Below are 20,267 nucleotides of genomic sequence, written 5' to 3' on the forward strand. Positions count from 1 at the left end.
CCAGCAGTGCCCGCAGTGGGCCGGTTTCCCTCCTGTTGACCCGCACTCACCCGGTCTGCGCCCGCTGTGCCTGCTTGTCGATCACGTCCAGAAAGGTCTGCGGCAGCGTCCCTTTGACCGGAATGGACGGGTCCGGGGTCGGGAACGCGATGCCGAACACCGCTGTGGCGCCGATGTTCTCGAAGGAGAAGAAGATGCTGCTCGAAGACCCGGGCAGCACCATGGTCTGCTGGTAGACCAGGGCGCCGGGACGAGGGCCGTCGATCTTGGTCGTCGTCATCGGGATGCCGGGGTCGCTCGGGTCGAAGAACGTCCGGAACTCGGCACACCGTAGCGCCGTGGCTGCCAGCCGTTCGAGGTTCAACGGCCAGCTCAGCACCGTGACGAGCATCCGCGCGCCGTCGTAGGCGACGACGTACTCCGCGGCGCTGCCGGGCCCTCGCTCGGCGGTCGCGGCGATGTCGCGCGTCAGCGCGTCGCTGCAACCGCGCGGCCGTGACAACATCGCCGGCGGCATCCCCGCCGAGTCCGGTTGCCCGGCCTCCTTGACCACGCGCTCGTAACGCACCCCCGGCGGGAAGTCTGTCTCGGTCAGCAGGACCCGCTCGAGTCGGGCCCCCGGCCAGGTCGGGGTGCCGCTGATGGCTGCCGAGCAGCCTGCCGTCAGCACCACCACCAGCGCCGCGCCCGCGGCCCGCCAGCTCATGGCGCCGGCGTCAGGATCTCAGCGCCCGAGTCGGTGACCACCAGCGTGTGTTCGAACTGTGCGGTCCACTTCTTGTCCTTGGTGACGACGGTCCAGTCGTCGTCCCAGATCTCGTAGTCCAAGCTGCCGAGGTTGACCATCGGCTCGATCGTGAACGTCATCCCGGGCTCCAGCACCGTCTGCACCGACGGCTGGTCGTAGTGCAGCACCACCAGTCCGTTGTGGAAGGTGGTCCCGATGCCGTGACCGGTGAAGTCCCGAACGACGTTGTAGCCGAATCGATTCGCGTAGGCCTCGATGACCCGGCCGACGACGGACAACGCCCGGCCGGGTTTGACCGCCTTGATCGCGCGCACCGTGGCCTCGCGGGTGCGCTCGACGAGCAACCGGTGTTCCTCGGCGACGTCGCCGGCCAGGAACGTCGCGTTGGTGTCGCCGTGCACGCCGTGGATGTAGGCAGTGACGTCGATGTTGACGATGTCCCCGTCCTCGATGACCGTCGAGTCGGGGATCCCGTGGCAGATCACCTCGTTCAGCGACGTGCAGCACGATTTCGGGAAGCCCTTGTAGCCCAGCGTCGAGGGGTAGGCGCCGTGGTCGACCATGTAGTCGTGGGCGATCCGGTCCAGGTGATCGGTGGTGACGCCGGGGGCGACGGCCTTGCCGGCCTCGGCCAGCGCGCCGGCGGCGATGCGGCCCGCGATGCGCATCTTCTCGATCACCTCGGGAGTCTGCACCCACGGCTCCGAGCCCTCCGCGGCCGTCGGCTTGCCGACGTACTCCGGGCGGGGAATCGACGTGGGCACCGGTAGCGTCGGCGACACCACACCGGGCCGTAGGGCAGTCCGAACTGACATGTAGCAATGCTAGCGTTCGCCCATGCAGGTCACCCCGGGACATTTGTTCGCCCAGCTGGACTTCCGTGACGTCGAGGACACCGACGAACGGCTGATCATCGAGCTGGCCAACCGACCGGACCTGGTCAATCGGCGGGGCGCCCTGCAGGGCGGGCTGGTCGCGACGTTGATCGACATCGCCGCCGGCCGGCTGGCCGACCGCCACGTCGGCCCGGGGCAGGATGTCACGACCGCGGACATGACGGTCCACTTCCTGGCGCCGATCCTCGACGGCCCGGCACGGGCGGAGGCGACGGTGGTGCGTGCCGGTCGCCGGCTCTCGGTGATCGCCGTCGACGTCACCGACGCGGCCCGCGACCGGTTGGCTGCGCGGGCCACCTTGAGCTTCGCCGTCCTCGACCCGCGCTGATCAGTCCGCGCGCAGCAGCCGGGGCCCGCGGCCCCGCCACGACTTGCGGGGACCGCGCACGTCGACCGACCCGAACACCACCTTGCCGGTCAGGATCACGTGCGGGTTACCTTCGGCGGGGGCGTCCTTGCGGTGGTCATGTGCGCTGCCGACGTTGACCTCGACATCATCGATGGATGCGCTGGCTCCTTCGGGCAGCCGTAGTTCGAGACCGCCGAACCTCATGTCGAGCTCGATGACGACGATGGGACCTGCGAACTTGGCACGGGTCAGGTCCAGGTCGACCGATCCCATTCGGCGGTGCAGCGCCAGCCGGGACGGCACCACCCACTCGCCATGCCGCTTGAGCGACCCCAGCACCCCGCGCAACTCCACCCGGTCGGCGGCGGAGGTCACGATCGCGCCGGGGCCGGGCAGGTCGCCGACCAGCGCGTCGAGGTCGGAGCGCAACCGCGCCTGCGACACCATCGCCGAACGCTCCTCGAACTCCCCGATGTCGATCAGGCCCAGCGCGACCGCGTTGTGCAGACGGCGCAGGGTGCCGTTGCGATCGGCGTCGGAGATCCTCATCTCGACCGCCTCGGGCGGGTAGCGGCGGTGCTGGTCGGCAGTCATGGCCCTTCCACGGTACGCCGCGCGCGGGCCGCGATCAGGCCTGATAGTCCGGCGGCAGCGCGTCGAGCATGCCCTTGAGCATGCGCACCGCGTACTCCGAACTCCCGCCCCCCACGATCAGTGCCGAGAAGGCCATGTCGCCCCGGTAGCCGGTGAACCAGGAGTGCGACCCGCCGGCGAACTCGGCCTCACCGGTCTTGCCGCGCACATCCCCCGCGCCCTGCAGATCCTCGGCGGTGCCGTTGGTCACCACCAACCGCATCATCGGCCGCAGCCCCTCGACCACCTCGGGGCTGGGTTCTGCCGTGCCGGAGACCTCCGTCTCCCGCCCCTCGATCAGACGCGGCACCGGGGTGCGTCCGGCGGCGACGGTCGCCGCGGCCAGCGCCATCCCGAACGGACTGGCCACCACCTTGCCCTGACCGAAACCGTCCTCGGTGCGTTCGGTCAGATTCACCGTCGGCGGCACCGACCCGGTCACGGTCCGCAGACCGGCGACCTTGTAGTCGGGCCCGATGCCGTACTGCGAAGCCGCCTGGGTCAGCCCGCGCGGCGGCATCCGGCTGGCCAGCTCGGCGAACGTGGTGTTGCAGGAACTCGCGAACGCCCGCGACATCGGAACCGTGCCGAGGTCGAAGCCGCCGTAGTTGGGCACCGTACGGTGCCCGATGTCCATCCGGCCCGGGCAGCCCAGCAGGGTGTTCGGCGTGGCCATGTCGCGTTCCATCGCGGCCGCGGCGGTGACGATCTTGAACGTCGACCCGGGTGGGTAGAGCCCCATGGTCGCCACCGGCCCGTCCCGGTCGGCCGCGGCGTTCTGCGCCACGGCCAGGATCTCGCCGGTCGACGGTTTGAGCACCACGATCATGGCCTGTTTTCCGGTGGTGTCGACGGCGTTCTGGGCAGCGTTCTGCACCGACCGGTCCAGCGTGATGCGCACCGACGGCGCCGGCTGGCCGGCCACCTCGTGCAGCACGTCGACGTCGACCCCGTTCTGGTTGACCGTGACCACGCGCCACCCGGGCTCGCCGTCGAGCTGATCGGCCACGCTGCTCTTGACGTCGTTGATCACCGCGGGTGCGAACTCCTCGTCGGTGGGCACCAGGTCCGGTTGCGGGGTGATCACCACGCCGGGCAGCGGTGCCAGCGCGCCGACGACCGCATCATGGTCGGCTTGGCGCAGCGTGATGAGGCTGAGCGCGCCGTCCGACGAGCTGGCCTGTTCGGCGAGGAGCTGCGGATCCAGCACGTCGGTGAAAGGACGCAGGACGTCGGCGACGACGCGCGCGGTGGGCATCAGCTGCGCGCCGGCGTCCCTGGCGTCGAGGGCGAAGTGGTAGCGGAACCCGGGAACCAGCACGTTGGTGCCGGTGCGCTCGTGCACCGCGGCTCGCGGCGGGGTCTGGGCGCGCAGCTCGAAGGTCTGGTTCTCCCCGAGCCGCGGATGCAGGCCGGTCGCGCTCCAGCGCACCTCCCACCGGCCGCCGACGCGCACCATGTTCAGCGCACCGTCATAGGTCCAGCTCCGGTTCCTGGGCAGATGCCAGGTGTACCGGTAGTTGATGGTGCCGGTGTCTTCGGCGTACTTCGAGCTCAGGATCTGGGCGTCGAGCCCGGTTGCCTGCAGCCCCGCCCAGGCTTCGTTCAGCGCCGCTCTGGCCGGGTCGGGCCGGTCGGCGAGCTGGGCGGCAGCCCCCGTGTCACCAGTGGCCAGCGCGGCGAAGAACTCCTCGGCCACCGGCTCGGGGCCGTCGGGGCGTGGCGTGCACCCGGCCAGCGTGACGACCAGCGCCACGATTGCTGCGATTGCTGATACGGATGAGACTCGTGTTGCCATCGAGACTGATGTTAAAAGTCACGGTCTGATTTCGGCGCAGGCGCACCGCGGGGACAGCACGTATTTCGCGCGGACCACGGCAACCGGGGGTGCCGGCTGCCCTCGCGCTGGTCGGCGGGCTCAGCCGCCGGCGGCCGGCGCGCGCACGACCAGCGGTACCGCGGGGAAGTATGCGGCCAGCTCCGAGCGGGACGCGCGCAGCGCGGCGGTGCCGTAGCCCTGCTTGCGGTGGGCAGGATGGATCCAGATCCGTACGTCGATCTCACCGTCGGACAGTTCGCCGAAGACCATGCCGACCTTGGTGGCGCCGACCTCGGCGATGAACCACGCCGCCTCCTCGGCGGCGACCCGGGCCACCGCGTCGCGGATCTCGTCGTCCAGCTCGCCCGCAGGCTTGGCGGTGCCGTCGCCGGCAGATCGCACGTCGGCGGTGCGGGCGGCGAACACGTCGCGGTCGGTGTCGGGATGGAACGGCCGCAGCTGCAACCGGCGGGCGGGGCCCGGCGTCGGTGCGCTGATCGACACCGCAGGCTCGTCGTCGGCGAGGTTCTCCAGTTCGGCGGCGATGCGACGGCGCGCCACCCGGGTCAGCCGGTGGAATGACAGCCGCAACACGGCCTCTGCTGCCGGGGGCGGGGCATCGAGCAGGTCAGCCAGCGCCTCGATGGCCGCGTCGTAGTCCTCGGAGGCGACGACGGCATCGAGGACCTCGTGGCGACGCTCCAGCGCGGCGACAAGCGTGTCGGCGATCAGTCGGCGTTCGGCACGCGCGTCGTCGGTCATGTCGGGAAGCGTAAGTGGTGGCCGGTCCGGGAGAAATCTCAGTCGAGCAGCACGGTGGCGAACGACGCGACCTCGGTGAACCCCACCCGCGCGTAGGTGGCGCGGGCCACGGTGTTGAAGCTGTTGACGTACAGGCTCGCGATGCGGCCGCCGGCCACGATCGCCGCGGCCAACGTGGCGGTGCCCGCGGTGCCCAGACCGCGGCCCCGGTAGTCGGGGTGCACCCACACGCCCTGGATCTGACCGACGGCCGGCGACTGTGAGCCGACCTCCGCTTTGAACACCACCTGTCCGCGCTCGAAGCGGGCCCAGGCGCGGCCGGCAGCGATCAGTCCGGCGACCCGTCGCCGGTATCCGCGACCTCCGTCGCCGGTGCGCGGGTCGATGCCGACCTCGCCGATGAACATGTCGATGGCGGCGACGAGGTAGGCGTCGAGTTCCTCCATGCGCACCGGTCGCACCGCGGGGTCCAGGGCGCTGGCCGGCGCGGTGTCGAGCACCATCAGCGGTTGATGTGCGCGCACATCGCGGGCCGGCCCCCAGACCGGTTCCAGCCGCTGCCACATCGGCAGCACCAGCTCGGACCGGCCCACCAGCGAGGAACAGCGCCGTGCCGTACTCATTGCCTTGTCGGCGAACGCATTCAGGTCACCCGGGCCACCCCGCAGGGGGATCAGGTTGGCGCCAGCAAAGCACAGGGACTCCGAGGCTCGGCGGCGCGTCCACAGTTCGCCGCCGATGGCGGCCGGCTCGATTCCGTGTTCGGCCACCCGGGACGCGACCATGCAGGACGCCACGGGATCTTCGTCGAGCACCCGCCGCACCGCCGCGAGGTCCCGGGCGTCGCGTACCACCGAGACCCTTCGCTCATCAACGAGGCGAAAAAGCGGGGGAGCCGACATGTGGACTCTTTCTCGACAATCCGGCGGCCGGCCCGATCGGGCGGCTATCCCCTCAGCTTACGGTGACGATCGGCGAACCGGGCGCATCCTGTCCACTGGGTTCCACGCCCATTTCCTCGGCCAGTCGCAGCGCCTCTTCGATCAGCGTCTCGACGATCTGCGCCTCCGGGACGGTCTTGATGACCTCGCCTTTGACGAAGATCTGCCCCTTGCCGTTTCCGGACGCCACCCCGAGGTCGGCCTCCCGGGCCTCGCCGGGTCCGTTGACCACGCACCCCATCACCGCGACCCGCAGCGGGACGTCCATTCCCTCGAGCCCGGCGGTCACCTCGTTGGCCAGTGTGTACACGTCGACCTGGGCGCGGCCACACGACGGGCACGACACGATCTCCAGCCCGCGCGGCCGCAGGTTCAGCGACTCCAGGATCTGGTTGCCCACCTTCACCTCTTCGGCGGGCGGCGCCGACAGCGACACCCGGATGGTGTCACCGATGCCCTTACTGAGCAGCGCGCCGAATGCGACGGCAGACTTGATCGTGCCCTGGAACGCCGGCCCGGCCTCGGTGACTCCGAGGTGCAGCGGGTAGTCGCACTGCGCGGCGAGTTGTTCGTAGGCCGCGACCATGACGACCGGATCATTGTGCTTGACACTGATCTTGATGTCCCCGAAACCGTGTTCCTCGAACAGCGAGGCTTCCCACAACGCGGACTCCACCAGCGCCTCCGGGGTGGCCTTGCCGTACTTCTCCAGGAAGCGCTTGTCCAGCGAGCCGGCGTTGACCCCGATGCGGATGGGGATACCGGCGTCTCCGGCGGCCTTGGCCACCTCCTTGACCCGGCCGTCGAACTCCTTGATGTTGCCCGGGTTGACACGTACGGCCGCGCATCCGGCCTCGATCGCGGCGAAGATGTACTTGGGCTGGAAGTGGATGTCGGCGATCACCGGGATCTTCGACTTCTGGGCGATCACCGGTAGGGCGTCGGCGTCTTCCTGGCGCGGGCAGGCCACCCGCACGATGTCGCAACCAGACGCGGTCAGCTCGGCGATCTGCTGCAGCGTGGCGTTGATGTCGTGGGTCTTGGTGGTGCACATCGACTGCACCGAGATCGGGTGATCACTGCCGACGCCGACGTCGCGCACCATCAACTGGCGGGTCTTGCGGCGGGGAGCCAGCACCGGCGGTGGCGCCGGCGGCATCCCCAGTCCGATGGAAGTCATCTACTGCGTTCCCCTTGTGGTCGGAAGTGTCATTGGAACAACCTGATCGGGTTGACCAGGTCGGCGGTCACGGTCAGCAGCATGTAGCCGGCCACCAGCACCAGCACGACGTAGGTGGCGGGCATCAGCTTCAGGTAGTTCACCGGCGCGGCCGGCAGGATCCCGCGTGCAGACCGGAACAGGTTGCGGATCTTCTCGAACACCGCGATCGCGATGTGGCCGCCGTCGAACGGCAGCAGCGGCACCAGGTTGATCGCACCGAGCACGAAGTTCAGCTGCGCCAGGAAGAACCAGAACGCCACCCACAGCCCGGCGTCGACGGTGTCACCGCCGATGATGCTGGCCCCGACCACGCTGATCGGCGTCTCGGGGTCGCGTTCGCCGCCGCCGATGGATTCGACCAGCGCACCGACCTTGGTCGGGATCTTGGCCAGCGCCTTGCCGAGTTCGACCGCGAGGTCACCGGTGAATGCGAACGTCGCGGGCACCGCCGCGAGCGGGTTGTACTGCGTCGGCGCGAAACTGGCGGCGGTGACGCCGATCGTGCCGACGTCGGTGGGTTGCGGGGGCGCCCCGTCGGCGCCTGCGACGAAGCGCTGGCTGGGGGTGACGTCGACCGTGGTGGTGAACTCGCGGGTCTGACCGTCACGCTCACGCTGCACGGTGAACTCGGTCGGTCCGTTGAGCGCGCGCACCGCCGAGACCATCTCGTCGAAGGTGGCCACCGGGGTGTCCCCGACCCGGACGACGACGTCGCCGGCCTCGATGCCGGCCGCGGCCGCCGGGCTGGGGGTGATGCAGTCACCCAGGGTTCCCTGCGTCACTTCCGATTTCACGCACGAGGTCTCCCCCACCATGGCGGTGGTGGGCTGGTGCAGGTTCGGCAGGCCCCAGACGATCGCGATCATGTAGATCAGCGCCAGCCCGATGACGAAGTTCATCCCCGGGCCGGCGCCGAGCACCGCCACCCGCTTCCAGGTCTTCTGCTTGTACATCGCGTAGGGCCGCTCGTCGGGCGCGAGTTCCTCGACCGAGGTCATGCCGGCGATGTCGCAGAAGCCGCCCAGCGGAACCGCCTTGACGCCGTACTCCGTCTGACCGAGCTTGTTGGGCCGGTGGGTGGACCACAGTGTCGGGCCGAAACCGACGAAGTAGCGACGCACCTTCATCCCGGTGGCGCGGGCCACCCACATGTGACCGCACTCATGCAGCGCCACCGACAACAGGATGGCCAGTGCAAACAGCACGATGCCGATCGCGAACATCATGGGGCGGCAGCCTCTACCTTCTCGAGCATTATGTACCTGCGGTTTCGCGCGCGACCGCGCGTCGGACCCGCTCGCGAGCCCAGTGCTGCGCGGCGAGCACCTCATCCACGGTAGCGGGTTCTGCGGCCCACTGGTCGGCAGCGCGCAGCACCGATGCCACGCTGCGCACGATCGCCGGGAACCGGATGCGACCGTCCAGGAAGGCTTGCGCGGCCTCCTCGTTGGCCGCGTTGTACACCGCGGTCAGGCAGCCGCCGCGCCGGCCGGCCTCGCGAGCCAGCTCCACGGCGGGGAAGACGTCGTGGTCGAGGGGCTCGAACTCCCAGGTCGATGCGGTGCTGAAGTCGCATGCCGGGGCAGCCCCCGGGATCCGCGCCGGCCAGCCGAGCGCCAGCGCTATCGGCAGCTTCATGTCCGGGGGGCTGGCCTGTGCCAGCGTCGAGCCGTCGGTGAACGTCACCATCGAATGCACGATCGACTGCGGATGCACGACGACGTCGATGCGGTCGTAGTCGACACCGAACAGCAGATGGGTCTCGATCAGCTCGAGGCCCTTGTTCACCAGCGAGGCCGAGTTCAAGGTGTTCATCGGCCCCATCGACCAAGTCGGATGCGCCCCGGCCTGCTCCGGGGTGACGTCCTCGAGCTGCTCGGCGGTCCAGCCGCGGAAGGGCCCCCCGGAGGCGGTCAACACCAGCTTGGCCACCTCCTCGGCACTGCCGCCGCGCAGGCACTGCGCCAGCGCGGAATGCTCGGAATCCACCGGCACGATCTGTCCCGGGGCCGCGGCCTTGAGCACCAGCGGCCCCCCCGCCACCAAAGACTCCTTGTTCGCCAGCGCCAACCGTGCGCCGGTGGCCAGCGCGGCCAGGGTGGGTTCCAACCCGAGCGCGCCGACCAGCGCGTTGAGCACGACGTCGACGCCCGTGGTCTCGGCGACGGACTCGACGAGCCGGGTCGCCGCCCGCGGGCCGGTGAACGGCACATCGCCGACGGTGGCCGCCGCAGCCGGGTCGGCCACGGCGATGCCGGTCACCCCGGTCTGGCGGCGTTGGCGGGCCAGCAGTTCGGCGTTGCCGCCTCCGGCGGCCAGCCCCACCACCTCGAAACGGTCCGGGTTGTCGGCGATGACGTCGAGCGCCTGGGTGCCTATCGATCCGGTGCTGCCCAGGATCAGCACCCGCACTCTGTCCCGCTGCTCGGCTGCCGTCACCCGTTCATTGTGCCGCGCCGCGACCACGCGCCCCGCACCTCGCCCACGGGACGGCACCGGCGGCGGCAAAAGTGACGCAACTGTGACGTGGCGGTCGGGCACCCATCCGCAGCGCCGGCGGTGGGGAATCACGTGTGTCAGCACAGGACGGGCAAAGGAGTCCGTCCGCGAAGGGATGGAAAGTGATGATCACAGTTCACCGGAAGACGGTTGCCGCAGCGAGCCTGGCAGCCATGGCGATGTTCGGGGCCGCCGCCTGCTCCAGCGACAGCTCCACCGAGGCCACCGACACGGCCACCACCACCACGATGGCTGAGCAGACCACCACTTCGCCGGCGGCGCCGACCACCAGCGCGATGGCCGACCCGGCCGCCAACCTGGTCGGCAGCGGGTGCGCGGCCTACGCCGAGCAGGTGCCCGAAGGACCCGGTTCGGTGGCCGGAATGGCCGCGGACCCCGTGACCGTCGCGGCGTCGAACAACCCGATGCTCACCACCCTGACCCAGGCGCTCTCCGGTCAGCTGAACCCCGACGTCAACCTGGTGGACACCCTCAACGGCGACGAGTTCACCGTGTTCGCGCCGACCGATGACGCGTTCGCGAAGCTCGATCCGGCCACGGTGGATCAGCTGCGGACCGACTCCGATCTGCTGACCAGCATCCTGACCTACCACGTGGTGCCCGGCCAGGCCGCACCCGACCAGGTGCCCGGCGAGCACGCCACGGTGCAGGGCGCGACACTGAACGTGACCGGCGAGGGCGAGGGCCTCATGGTCAACGACGCCCGCCTGGTGTGCGGCGGCGTGCAGACCGCCAACGCCACGGTGTACATGATCGACACGGTGCTGATGCCGCCGGCCAACTGACCGTCGGACCCCCGGAATCCCCCGCTACGCGAAGCCGTGGCGGGGGATTTCGCGTGTGCGGTGCCTGCGCGGGCTCAACACGATTTGCGAAAACTTTGCTCCGGCAACCCATCCGGACGGCGACCGGATCCGAAGAATGGGTGTAGGACGACAAAGACATGGCGGCTGCCACCGGCGGCCCGCTGCGGCGAAAGGAACTCGAGGATATGTCTGTCAACGGAAAAGCTTTGGCGGGAGCCGGATTTGCGGCGGCAGCCGCCATCGGCTTGGCCCTGGGCACAGCCACCACAGCCGGCGCCGCCCCCGTCGGACCCGGGTGCGCCGCCTATGTCGCACAGGTGCCCGAAGGCCCCGGCTCGGTGCAGGGCATGGCTGCGTCGCCGCTCACGGTGGCCGCGTCGAACAACCCGCTGCTGACCACGCTCACCCAGGCGGTGTCCGGCCAGCTCAACCCCCAGGTGAACCTGGTCGACACGCTCAACGGTGCCGAGTTCACCGTGTTCGCGCCCACCGACGAGGCGTTCGCCAAGCTCGACCCGGCCACGATCGAAACGCTCAAGACCGACGCGCCGCTGTTGACGAATATCCTCACCTACCACGTGGTTCCGGGGCAGGCCGACCCGTCGGCAGTGGTCGGCACGCACACCACCGTCCAGGGCGCCGACGTGACCGTGACCGGTCACGGCGACCAGCTGATGGTCAACGACGCATCGGTGGTGTGCGGCGGGGTTCAGACCGCCAACGCCACGGTCTATTTGATCGACTCGGTACTGATGCCACCCGCCTGACCCCTGGCCCGCAGTCGCGCCCGGGGGTCGGGGAAGACCAGCCCCCGACCCCTGGGCCCCGTATCCTGAAATAATCACGCAGACAACAGGTTCGGTCCTGCGCCGTCAAGCCCGGACTTTGGCGATGACCGTCTCGGCGAACCGCTCGATCGGTCCCCGGAAACGTTCCACCCCGCCGTCGCCGCCCCCGGACCGCGATTCGGCGCCCATCCACGGGGCGCACATCACCGCGGTGATCCCCGCGTCCCGCGCACGCAGATAGAGTTCGGGCGTCGGCGGCTCCAGCAGGGCGAGCAGAATCTCGAAGTGCTCGTGCTCACGCCCGAATTCGCGCCGGAGCTCGGTCAGCCGACGCGCATAACCGACGGCTTCGTCCCACCGGTAGGCGTAACCGACCCACCCGTCGCACAGGCCGGCGGCTCTGCGCAGCGCGGCCTCGGACTCGCCGCCGGCCAGAATCGGCACCGGTGACGGCGGGTGCGGTTCGATCATCATCTCGGGCACGTCGTAGTGACGGCCATGCCATGACACCCACCCCCCGCGCCACAGCGCCCGCAGCGCCGGGATCATCTCGTCGAGGCGGCTGCCCCGGGTGCGGAAGTCCTGCCCCATCAGCGCGTACTCCTCGCGCATCCAGCCGACCCCGACGGCGAGCGAGACCCGTCCCTCAGAGAGCACCGCGGCGGTGGCGACCTGTTTGGCGACCTCCAGCAGCGGACGCGCGGGAGCGATGTAGACCGCGTTGGAGAAGCGCAGGCGTGTGGTGACCGCCGCCATCGCCCCGGTGAGCACCCATGCGTCCGGCCACGGCGTCTCCGGCGGCCACGGCGGGGTCCCGCTGCCGGAATCGGGGTAGGTCGACTGCAGGTGGCGCGGATAGATCATGTGGTCCGACGTCACCATCCCGTCGTAGCCCGCCTCGTCGAGCATCCGGGCCACCGCGACGGCCTCGGTGGTCTTCATGAACGCAGTCCCTGACCAGAATCGCACCGCGCGTGTCCCCTTCCGCCTGCCTGCCCGACTGTCCCCTAGTTTCTTTAGCGGACTTTGCGGGCAGCATCAATGCATGCCCACCGTGTTGTGGTTCCGCCGCGATCTGCGGCTCGCCGATCATCCCGCCCTGCTGGCCGCCGCGGACGGCGACGGCGACGTCCTGGCCTGCTACGTGCTCGATCGTCGGCTTGTCGCCTCGGCCGGGGCGCGGCGGCTGCAGTACCTCTATGCGGCGCTGACCGAGCTTCGCGCCGGTCTCGACGGCCGGCTGCTCATCGTCGAGGGCGACCCCGGCAGCGAGATTCCTCGCATCGCCGATGCGGTCGGCGCGTCGTCGGTGCACATGTCCGAGGAGTTCACCCCGTTCGCGACGCGCCGCGATGCCCAGGTGCGCGAGGCGTTGGGCGACGTGGAATTGGTGGCCACCGGCTCGCCGTACCTGGTGGCACCGGGGCGGGTCCGCAAGGCTGACGGGACTGCGTTCAAAGTGTTCACGCCGTACTTCGCGGCGTGGCGGGACCATGGGTGGCGTCCTCCGGCGGAGTCCTCGGCAAGGTCGGCCAACTGGATCGACCCGGCCGAGGTGCCGGGTCTGCGCGGGGTCACCAGCCTGCCCGACATGGGGGCCGACCTCGACGTGCCCGCCGGTGAAGCCGCCGCCCGCCGGCAGTGGCAGCAGTTCACCCGCGACGGCCTGAAGTCCTACGACGAGCGACGCAACCGGCCCGACGTGCCGGGAACCAGCCGGATGTCGGCGCATCTGAAGTTCGGCAGCATCCATCCCCGCACGTTGGCCGCGGACCTCGGCCGCGGCAAAGGCGCGCAGGCTTACCTGCGCGAGCTGGCATTCCGTGACTTCTACGCGTCGGTGCTGCACGAGTGGCCGGATAGCGCGTGGTGGAACTTCAACGAGGCCTTCAATGCCATCGAGGTCGATCAGGGCCGCGACGCGGAGCAGGCGTTCGAGGCCTGGAAAACGGGCCGGACCGGCTTCCCGATCGTCGACGCGGGGATGCGTCAGCTGGCGGCGACGGGTTTCCTGCACAACCGGGTGCGCATGGTCGTGGCGTCGTTTCTGGTCAAGGATCTGCACCTGCCGTGGCAGTGGGGCGCGCGCTGGTTCCTCGAGCAGCTCGCCGACGGGGATCTGGCGAACAACCAGCACGGTTGGCAGTGGGTGGCCGGTAGCGGCACCGATGCGGCGCCGTACTTCCGGGTGTTCAATCCTGCCTTGCAGGGGGCCAAATTCGATCCGTCGGGCGCCTATGTCCGGCGCTGGGTCGACGAGCTCGCCGGGTTGCCCGACGACGTCGACGTGCACCGGCTCGGCGCCGACCGCCCGGCCGACTATCCGGAGCCGATCGTCGACCACAAACAGGAACGGGCCGAGGCGCTGCGCCGCTACAACGCGCTGCGCTGAGCTATTTCAGCGTCAGCCCGGCATCCACCGGGAGCGTCACCCCGGTGATGTAGCGCCCCGCCGGACCGCACAGGTAGACCATGGTGTCGCTGACGTCGTCGGGCGTCATCATCGGCAGGTTCAGCAGCGGGCGCTGCGACTCGCCGAATGACGGATACTCACCCACCCATTCGGCCAGCGCCTCGTTGAGCACCATCGGCGTCGCGACGCCGCCGGGGTGCACCGTGTTGACGCGGATGTTCTTCTCGGCCAGCGAACGCGCGAAGTGCCGCATCAGTCCGATCACGCCGTGCTTGGCAGCGGTGTATCCGGCGGCCCCGTGGTTCATGGTGCCGAATTCCGTACTGACGGGTTTGAAGCCGGCCGCCGAGCTGGTGATCACGACGGCACCGCCGTCCGGGTTGCGCAGCAGGGCCGGCAGCGCCGCCTCGACGGTGAAATAGACGCCGTTGAGCATGACGGCGACCGCGTCGGTGTAGGCCGTGATGTCGTGCGCCTGCCGGCCCCCGGCAGGCAGGATGCCGGCGTTGGCGAGCACGAAGTCCAGCCGGCCGAACCGCTCGACTCCGCGCGCCACGACCTCGGCCAAGCGGTCGCGGTCACGGACGTCGGCCGGCTCGGCCACGATGCGCCGCCCGGTGGCCTCGACCATTCGGACCGTCTCCTGCAGATCCTCGAGGGTGGCCATCGGATAAGCCACGCTGTCGATCTGCCCGCACAGGTCCACCGCGATGATGTCGGCGCCCTCTCTGGCGAACCGCACGGCGTGCGCACGGCCCTGGCCGCGTGCGGCCCCGGTGATGAAGGCGACCTTGTCGGCCAGCTGTCCTGACATCCGGGTCAGCCTAGTGCGCAACGGGCAGCACTACGGCGCCGTGTAGTAGGGCTGTGCCAGAATGAGCGCAAGACATGCCGCCCGATCGTGAGGAGCAGCTGTGGCAAGCACCGAGGTGGAACGCCGGACCGGCGTCGACGTCGAGGAAGTGCCGTCCGCGGAGTGGGGCTGGTCCTCGGAGAGCCCCCGGTTCTTCCAGATCGGTGGTCTGCTCGCCGCCGGTTTCCTGCTGCTGATGATCCACGGCAACCACACCGGCCGTGTCGAGGACTGGTTCATGGTCGGGTTCGCCGCCATCGTGCTGGCCTTCACGGCCCGCAGCTGGTGGGTGCACCGCTACCGCGACCGCCACTAGATTCGAGCAGACCCGGCGGCTATCCGTCCGCCGAGACCGGCACCAGATCGGCGCCGTCGGTGGCGTACCACAGCGCAGCGCTGAGGAAGTCCTCGACGGGCGGCACGTCGGTACCCAAACCCGCGCTCGCCTGCGCGTACTTCTTGAATGCGCGGGCGGCGGCGCTCAGCCGATGCCGTACTGCGGTGAATCGGCGATCGGACGCACACAGCGCCGAGCCGCCCCAGACCGTCACCTCTCTGCACCCCTGCTCGACGGCGCGCTGCACCTCGCCCCGGATTCCGGCGTCGGCATCGAGGATCGCCGCGTCCACCGCCCATGCGGCGGCTCTGCGCTGGGCCAGCGCGTCGAGCCCCGACCGGCCGATCTCCGCCTCCACCCCCATGATCTGCAGCGGGCCCACATCCTGGCCTGCCGGAACGACGACCCTGACCTGCCAGCCCGCGCGGACGCGGTCGCAGAGCCAACCGCCCGCCGAGGCGACGACGCCGGGAATGTCGGTCGCCACGACCGTCAGGTCGTAGGTCAGACGGGGCTCCGCGAGCGTCCGGGCTGCCGCCTCCGTACGGTCGAACCGCACGACCGTGCCGTCGTCCCGGCCGTCATCGGCGCGCCTTTCGAACGTGCCAGTACTCACCGTCCGCCTCCTCCGAAGCATGCCGCGCCACCCGGCGGCGCACCCACTCAGCGTGACAGTTCTCCGCAGATCTGTAAAGCGTCAATATGATCTCGACGTGGCCGCGGCCGGCGTCCGCGCCGCCTGTATTCCGTTGGCCGCGCGCTTCGTTGGACGTTACGACGCCGGCGCCAGCGGCAGCGCTGTCTCGACAGGCGTCACCTGATCGGACAGGCCCGCGGCCCGCCGGATCTCACCAAATGATGTGATCATCGCGTCGGTGGCCTCGTGCGGGTCGCGCAGCGTCCTGTCGTCGGTGAGCACCGAGATGGACAGCTGGTCCACATAGCTCCAGACCGTGAGGTTCATGCCGCTGCCCGCGACAATCGGGCCCACCGAATAGATCTCGTCGATCGTGGCGCCCTCGAACACCCCACGCTCCTTGGGGCCCGGCACGTTGGAGATGGTCAAGTTCATCACCATGGCCGACTCCACCCGTCGCGCCTGGCTGCGGAACACGCTCGGGGTCAGCGCCGGCGGCAGATAGGCCAACCAGGACGGGAGCAGCGTGGCGCCGAGCAGGTGATGGTTCTCCTTGGCGATCGCCGTCGCGGTGGCGGTCAGGCGCACCCGCTCCAGCGGATCGTCGATGTGCACCGGCAGCGACGGCGTCATGTAGGTGAACTCGTTGCCGGTCAGCCGATCCGGCGACGGGTCGAAGCTGACCGGGACGCCGGCGATCAGCGGCGCCTCGGCTTTCTCGTCGTACCGCAGTTGCAGTTGACGCAGCGCGCCGGCGGCTGTCGCGAGCACGATGTCGTTGAGGGTGACCTGCAGGTGCCGCGCGGTCTGCTTGACGTCGGCGAGCGCCAGCGGAGCGGTCGCGAAGCGCCGTCCGGGGGACACAACGTGGTTGATGAACGACGGTGGCGGCGCGAAGTTGCGGGCCAGGTCCGGATGCCGGCCACGCGCGCGGGCCTGCCGCCGCACCCGCGACACTCCGGCGATGGTCTCGTTGACCAACCGGGGCAGTCGCCGGATCTGCCGGGCGTGGTCGCGCACGGCAGCCCGCACCAGATGCGCGGTCTCCCGGGACTCCCCTGAACCGGCGGGCAGCTCTCCGCACACCACGGGGTCGCCGCCTTGGATCACCATCGCGAGCTGGTTCGCCGAGGCGACACCGTCGGCGAGCACATGATGAACTTTGTGAATAACGGCGATTTTGTTGTCCGCCATACCTTCTGCGATGTACATCTCCCACAGCGGATAACCCCGGTCCAGAGGTGTGCCGGCGATCTCGCCGATCAGCTGATCGAGTTCGCGCCGGCCGCCGGGCGCCGGAACCCGGGCGCGCCGGATGTGGTAGTCGACGTCGATCTCGGCGTTCTGCACCCACATCGGATGGTGGATCCGGCCCGGAATGTCGATCAATTGGTAGCGCAGCGGCGCGAGCGCGTGCAGCCGTGGCAGGGCAGCCTTGCGGAACAGTTCGAAGTCGAAGCCACCGGTCTGCGAGACGTCGAGAATGCCGATCTTGAGGGTATGCATGTGAATTTCAGGAGTCTCGCTGTAGAGCATCATGGCGTCCACACCATTGAGACGTTTCACTGCCGCCACCCCCAGTTCTCGTTGCCGCACGCCGGGTACCCACTTACCGTGCGATTCTCCCGCACGCTAGCGCGGAGGCTGCCGTCACGCCGCGGTGCTGACAGTTCCGGCGCAGGGTGTAAAGCACGCTTTGTAGACTCGGTGGGCCCCGCGCTACGAGAGGCCCGAGAACATGGCACGCTGCCCGGAACCGGTCGCGCACCGGGAGGTCCGATGAGCTTGGTGGTCGGGCACGGCCCGCTGAGCGCCGAACGCGCCGGGGTGTTGATCCCGCCGGTGCGCGGTGATCTGGTCTATATCGAACCGCACCCCCGTCGCATCGAGGCCTACCGCGGCGACCAGCGCGTCCTCGAGACAGAACGCGCGCTGATGGTGCACCGTCGCGGCGACGTGCTGCGGTACGCGTTCCAGGTCGACGACATCGGCGACCTGCCCGCCGACCCGGTGCCGGAGGCGCCCGGGTACGTGACGGTGCCGTGGGACGCGGTGGACCGTTGGTGCGAGGAGGGCCGGCAGCTGGTCCACTATCCGCCCAACCCGTATCACCGGGTCGACTGCCGGCCCACCACCCGCCGACTCCGGGTGACGGTCGCCGGTGCCACGCTGGTGGACACCACTGACACGGTCATCCTCTTCGAGACGGCGCTGGCGCCCCGGCTCTACGTCGCGCCGTCGGCGGTCCGCACCGACCTGCTCGCGCCGTCGTCGACCACCAGCTACTGCAATTACAAGGGCTACGCGACCTATTACCACGCCACGATCGATGGTCACGTCGTCGAAGACGCGGCGTGGAGCTACCAGGACCCGCTGCCGGAGAGTCAGGCGATCGCATCGCTGCTGAGCTTCGACGCGACCCGCGTCGACGTCGAGGCCGAACTCCCCCGGGCCGAACCCGACTCCGACAGAACCGGTACCGGGGGTGATTTCGTTCGGTAACTTCGGCCGGGTGTCGACGCTGACGAACCGCCAGATCCTGTTGCGCCGCCGGCCCCAGGGGCTGCTCGCGTCCGGCGACACCGAACTGGTCGCCGTGCCGGCCCCCGAACTCGCCGACGGCGAAGCGTTGGTGCGCACCACCTACGTAGGCATCGACGCCGCCGTGCGGACCTGGCTCGACGACCAGCCCGGCTACCTCCCCCCGGTCGGCCTCGGTGAGGTGATCCGCGCCGCGGGCATCGGCCAGGTGGTGCAATCGCGCTGTCCCGCCTACGCCGTCGGTGACATCGTCACCACCCTGACCGGTTTCCAGGAGTACACCACCGTGCGTGACGACATCTTCACCACCCCGGTGGACGGACCGCCAGACCAGGTGGACCAGCGCGCGGTGATGTCGATCTACGGACCGACCGGCGCCACCGCGTATTTCGGGATGACCGGCATCGGCCGTCCCCAACCGGGTGAGACGGTGGTGGTGTCGGCGGCGGCCGGCGCCACGGGCTCGGTGGCCGGCCAGATTGCCAGGATCGCGGGCGCCCGGGTGGTCGGTATCGCCGGCGGTGCCCGCAAGTGCCGAGCCGTGGTGGAGGACTTCGGTTTCGACGCGTGCATCGACTACCGCGGCGAGGATCTGCCCGCCGCGCTCAAGCAGCATTGCCCGCGCGGGGTGGATGTCTACTTCGACAACGTCGGTGGCCCGATCCTCAACGCGGTGCTCGGCCGGTTGGCGCCCAAGGCCCGGGTGGTGTTGTGCGGCGTGATCTCCAGCTATCTGACCGGGGACCATCCCGGACCGTCGAACTACGTGAACCTGCTGTCCAAGACGGCTCTGATGCAGGGCTTCAACGCCCTGGACGAGTGGGGACGCTTCGACGAGGCGTTCGCCGACCTGCGACGCTGGCACGACGAGGGGCTGCTGGTGCACCGCGAGCACATCTTCGACGGCATCGAGTCCTGTGTCGAGGCTCTCAACGGGCTGTTCACCGGTGTCAACATCGGCAAGACACTGGTCAAGCTCGCTGAGGCACAACCGCTTTCGGAGCTTGGTTGACGGGGAGAGCGGCCCACCATGCGCGGCGGCGGCGAACCGCCCCCGCATGACGGACTCCGTGTTCACTGCGCGGCGATGACCGTGGTCCCGAATTGTTCGATCGCCTCGAGCGTGTGGCTGAGACTGTCACCCGGGATGCCGACCTGGATCCAGGTCACGCCCAGGTCTGCCAGGCGGGTGACGCCGGCCAGGAATGCGTCGGCGTTGAAGTCGTCGTCTCCCGGGTTGCCGCCGACGTCGTTGGTGATGGCGATGTCGATGTCGTGCGGGTCGCGCCCGGCGTCCTCGAGGCGGCGGCGCAGGTCCTCGACGCGGGTGGCGAGTTCGTCGTGGGAATCCAGCGCGGCGGTGCGCGCGGTCGCGGCCAGCGCCGCGGGGGCGCGGAACGGGCACCAGCCCTGGCCGTAACGAGCCACCCGGGCGCGTGCGGCGGCGGTGTTGCCGCCGATCCAGATCGGCGGATGCGGCGCGGCGAGCGGTCTGGGATGGGCGGTGATGCCGGTCGCGGAGAAGTGTCGGCCCTCGACGGTGAGGTCGTCGGTGGTCCAGATGTCGCGGATCACCTGCAGAGCCTCCTCGAAAAGCTCGGCCCGCTGGTCGAAATCGACCCCCAGCGCCAGAAATTCGCGCTTCAGATAGCCGACGCCGACGGCGAGGGTGAAGCGACCGTCGGACATCAGGTCCAGCGTCGCGCCGGCCTTGGCGACGATGAACGGGTTGCGGTAGGGCAGCACCACGATGTTCGGGATCAGCCGCATCGTGGTGGTGTGTGCGGCAGCGAATCCCATCGCCACGAAAGGGTCGAGCGCGTCGTGGCCGCCGGCCTGCAGCCAGCGCTGTGTCGGCGCCGGGTGGTCGGTGAAGCCGAATCCGGCGAAGCCTGCCCGCTCGGCGGCCGCCGCCACGGTCGCGATGCCGGCCCCGGTGACGAGTTCCGGGTTGTACGGGTGACTGTGCATCGGATGGGTGATGGTGAATCTCATGCCTGCG

At 69.6% G+C, this 20,267-nt stretch carries 21 protein-coding genes; 7 read left to right on the plus strand and 14 right to left on the minus strand.

What is annotated here, in order from left to right:
* Positions 1–46: 46 nt before the first annotated feature.
* Together G6N31_RS11080 and map are read right to left on the minus strand one after the other, a co-directional pair.
* Positions 47–706: a hypothetical protein gene (locus G6N31_RS11080; protein ID WP_098001987.1), complete on the minus strand. Its 660-nt coding sequence runs from the start codon at positions 704–706 to the stop codon at positions 47–49.
* On the minus strand, positions 703–1,563 hold the full coding sequence (map, locus tag G6N31_RS11085) for a type I methionyl aminopeptidase (protein WP_098001988.1): 861 nt from the start codon (positions 1,561–1,563) through the stop codon (positions 703–705). Before map ends, G6N31_RS11080 begins: the two co-directional genes overlap by 4 nt.
* 22 nt (positions 1,564–1,585) lie before the next feature.
* On the opposite strand from map, the gene G6N31_RS11090 reads away from it, so the two are divergent.
* Entirely contained in the window at positions 1,586–1,972 is a 387-nt protein-coding gene (locus tag G6N31_RS11090; protein ID WP_098001989.1) for a PaaI family thioesterase, read from the plus strand.
* Here G6N31_RS11090 and G6N31_RS11095 read toward each other — a convergent pair whose 3' ends face one another.
* The 7 genes from G6N31_RS11095 to dxr all read right to left on the minus strand — a co-directional run bounded on the left by G6N31_RS11095 (position 1,973) and on the right by dxr (position 9,809).
* Positions 1,973–2,587 (minus strand): DUF1707 SHOCT-like domain-containing protein, encoded by a 615-nt coding sequence (locus tag G6N31_RS11095; protein ID WP_098001990.1) that lies wholly within the window; start codon positions 2,585–2,587, stop codon positions 1,973–1,975.
* 34 nt (positions 2,588–2,621) lie between these two features.
* Positions 2,622–4,424 (minus strand): penicillin-binding transpeptidase domain-containing protein, encoded by a 1,803-nt coding sequence (locus G6N31_RS11100; RefSeq protein ID WP_098001991.1) that lies wholly within the window; start codon positions 4,422–4,424, stop codon positions 2,622–2,624.
* Positions 4,425–4,544: 120 nt separating this feature from the next.
* Positions 4,545–5,207: a GNAT family N-acetyltransferase gene (locus tag G6N31_RS11105; protein ID WP_098001992.1), complete on the minus strand. Its 663-nt coding sequence runs from the start codon at positions 5,205–5,207 to the stop codon at positions 4,545–4,547.
* A gap of 38 nt (positions 5,208–5,245) precedes the next feature.
* Positions 5,246–6,109 carry a GNAT family N-acetyltransferase gene (locus tag G6N31_RS11110; RefSeq protein WP_098001993.1) on the minus strand — a complete coding sequence of 288 codons (864 nt, stop codon included), beginning with the start codon at positions 6,107–6,109 and terminating at the stop codon, positions 5,246–5,248.
* Between the two features lie 52 nt (positions 6,110–6,161).
* Positions 6,162–7,328, minus strand: coding sequence for a flavodoxin-dependent (E)-4-hydroxy-3-methylbut-2-enyl-diphosphate synthase (gene ispG, locus G6N31_RS11115; protein WP_098001994.1), 1,167 nt, complete (start codon positions 7,326–7,328; stop codon positions 6,162–6,164).
* A 29-nt stretch (positions 7,329–7,357) separates the two neighbouring features.
* Positions 7,358–8,596 (minus strand): M50 family metallopeptidase, encoded by a 1,239-nt coding sequence (locus G6N31_RS11120; protein ID WP_098001995.1) that lies wholly within the window; start codon positions 8,594–8,596, stop codon positions 7,358–7,360.
* Positions 8,597–8,624: 28 nt separating this feature from the next.
* Positions 8,625–9,809, minus strand: a complete 1,185-nt coding sequence (gene dxr, locus G6N31_RS11125) for a 1-deoxy-D-xylulose-5-phosphate reductoisomerase (RefSeq protein ID WP_098002057.1) — start codon at positions 9,807–9,809, stop codon at positions 8,625–8,627.
* 185 nt (positions 9,810–9,994) lie between these two features.
* Between dxr and G6N31_RS11130 the strand changes: the two genes are divergently transcribed.
* Together G6N31_RS11130 and G6N31_RS11135 are read left to right on the plus strand one after the other, a co-directional pair.
* Positions 9,995–10,675, plus strand: coding sequence for a fasciclin domain-containing protein (locus tag G6N31_RS11130; protein WP_098001996.1), 681 nt, complete (start codon positions 9,995–9,997; stop codon positions 10,673–10,675).
* A gap of 206 nt (positions 10,676–10,881) precedes the next feature.
* Positions 10,882–11,463: a fasciclin domain-containing protein gene (locus tag G6N31_RS11135; RefSeq protein ID WP_098002058.1), complete on the plus strand. Its 582-nt coding sequence runs from the start codon at positions 10,882–10,884 to the stop codon at positions 11,461–11,463.
* A gap of 105 nt (positions 11,464–11,568) precedes the next feature.
* On the opposite strand, the gene G6N31_RS11140 is transcribed toward G6N31_RS11135, so the two are convergent.
* A complete protein-coding gene (locus tag G6N31_RS11140) occupies positions 11,569–12,453 on the minus strand; it encodes a TIGR03619 family F420-dependent LLM class oxidoreductase (RefSeq protein WP_098001997.1) in 885 nt (294 codons plus the stop codon).
* 76 nt (positions 12,454–12,529) lie between these two features.
* Here G6N31_RS11140 and G6N31_RS11145 point away from each other — a divergent pair, with 76 nt between their 5' ends.
* Positions 12,530–13,876: a cryptochrome/photolyase family protein gene (locus G6N31_RS11145; protein WP_098001998.1), complete on the plus strand. Its 1,347-nt coding sequence runs from the start codon at positions 12,530–12,532 to the stop codon at positions 13,874–13,876.
* A 1-nt stretch (position 13,877) separates the two neighbouring features.
* Here G6N31_RS11145 and G6N31_RS11150 read toward each other — a convergent pair whose 3' ends face one another.
* Positions 13,878–14,711: a mycofactocin-coupled SDR family oxidoreductase gene (locus tag G6N31_RS11150; RefSeq protein WP_098001999.1), complete on the minus strand. Its 834-nt coding sequence runs from the start codon at positions 14,709–14,711 to the stop codon at positions 13,878–13,880.
* A 100-nt stretch (positions 14,712–14,811) separates the two neighbouring features.
* On the opposite strand from G6N31_RS11150, the gene G6N31_RS11155 reads away from it, so the two are divergent.
* Positions 14,812–15,066: a DUF2631 domain-containing protein gene (locus G6N31_RS11155; RefSeq protein ID WP_098002000.1), complete on the plus strand. Its 255-nt coding sequence runs from the start codon at positions 14,812–14,814 to the stop codon at positions 15,064–15,066.
* Between the two features lie 19 nt (positions 15,067–15,085).
* Here the strand turns inward: G6N31_RS11155 and G6N31_RS11160 are convergent, their stop codons facing one another.
* On the minus strand, positions 15,086–15,703 hold the full coding sequence (locus G6N31_RS11160; RefSeq protein ID WP_098002001.1) for a hypothetical protein: 618 nt from the start codon (positions 15,701–15,703) through the stop codon (positions 15,086–15,088).
* A 156-nt stretch (positions 15,704–15,859) separates the two neighbouring features.
* Positions 15,860–17,290: a WS/DGAT/MGAT family O-acyltransferase gene (locus G6N31_RS11165; protein ID WP_098002002.1), complete on the minus strand. Its 1,431-nt coding sequence runs from the start codon at positions 17,288–17,290 to the stop codon at positions 15,860–15,862.
* Positions 17,291–17,503: 213 nt separating this feature from the next.
* Here G6N31_RS11165 and G6N31_RS11170 point away from each other — a divergent pair, with 213 nt between their 5' ends.
* Both G6N31_RS11170 and G6N31_RS11175 read left to right on the plus strand, forming a co-directional pair.
* Positions 17,504–18,226: a DUF427 domain-containing protein gene (locus tag G6N31_RS11170; protein WP_098002003.1), complete on the plus strand. Its 723-nt coding sequence runs from the start codon at positions 17,504–17,506 to the stop codon at positions 18,224–18,226.
* Positions 18,227–18,236: 10 nt separating this feature from the next.
* A complete protein-coding gene (locus G6N31_RS11175; RefSeq protein ID WP_098002059.1) occupies positions 18,237–19,277 on the plus strand; it encodes an NADP-dependent oxidoreductase in 1,041 nt (346 codons plus the stop codon).
* A 62-nt stretch (positions 19,278–19,339) separates the two neighbouring features.
* On the opposite strand, the gene G6N31_RS11180 is transcribed toward G6N31_RS11175, so the two are convergent.
* Entirely contained in the window at positions 19,340–20,260 is a 921-nt protein-coding gene (locus G6N31_RS11180) for an LLM class F420-dependent oxidoreductase (RefSeq protein ID WP_098002004.1), read from the minus strand.
* Between the last annotated feature and the right edge of the window lie 7 nt (positions 20,261–20,267).

Origin of the sequence: Mycolicibacterium duvalii (assembly GCF_010726645.1) — a bacterium.
Lineage (GTDB): Bacteria > Actinomycetota > Actinomycetes > Mycobacteriales > Mycobacteriaceae > Mycobacterium > Mycobacterium duvalii.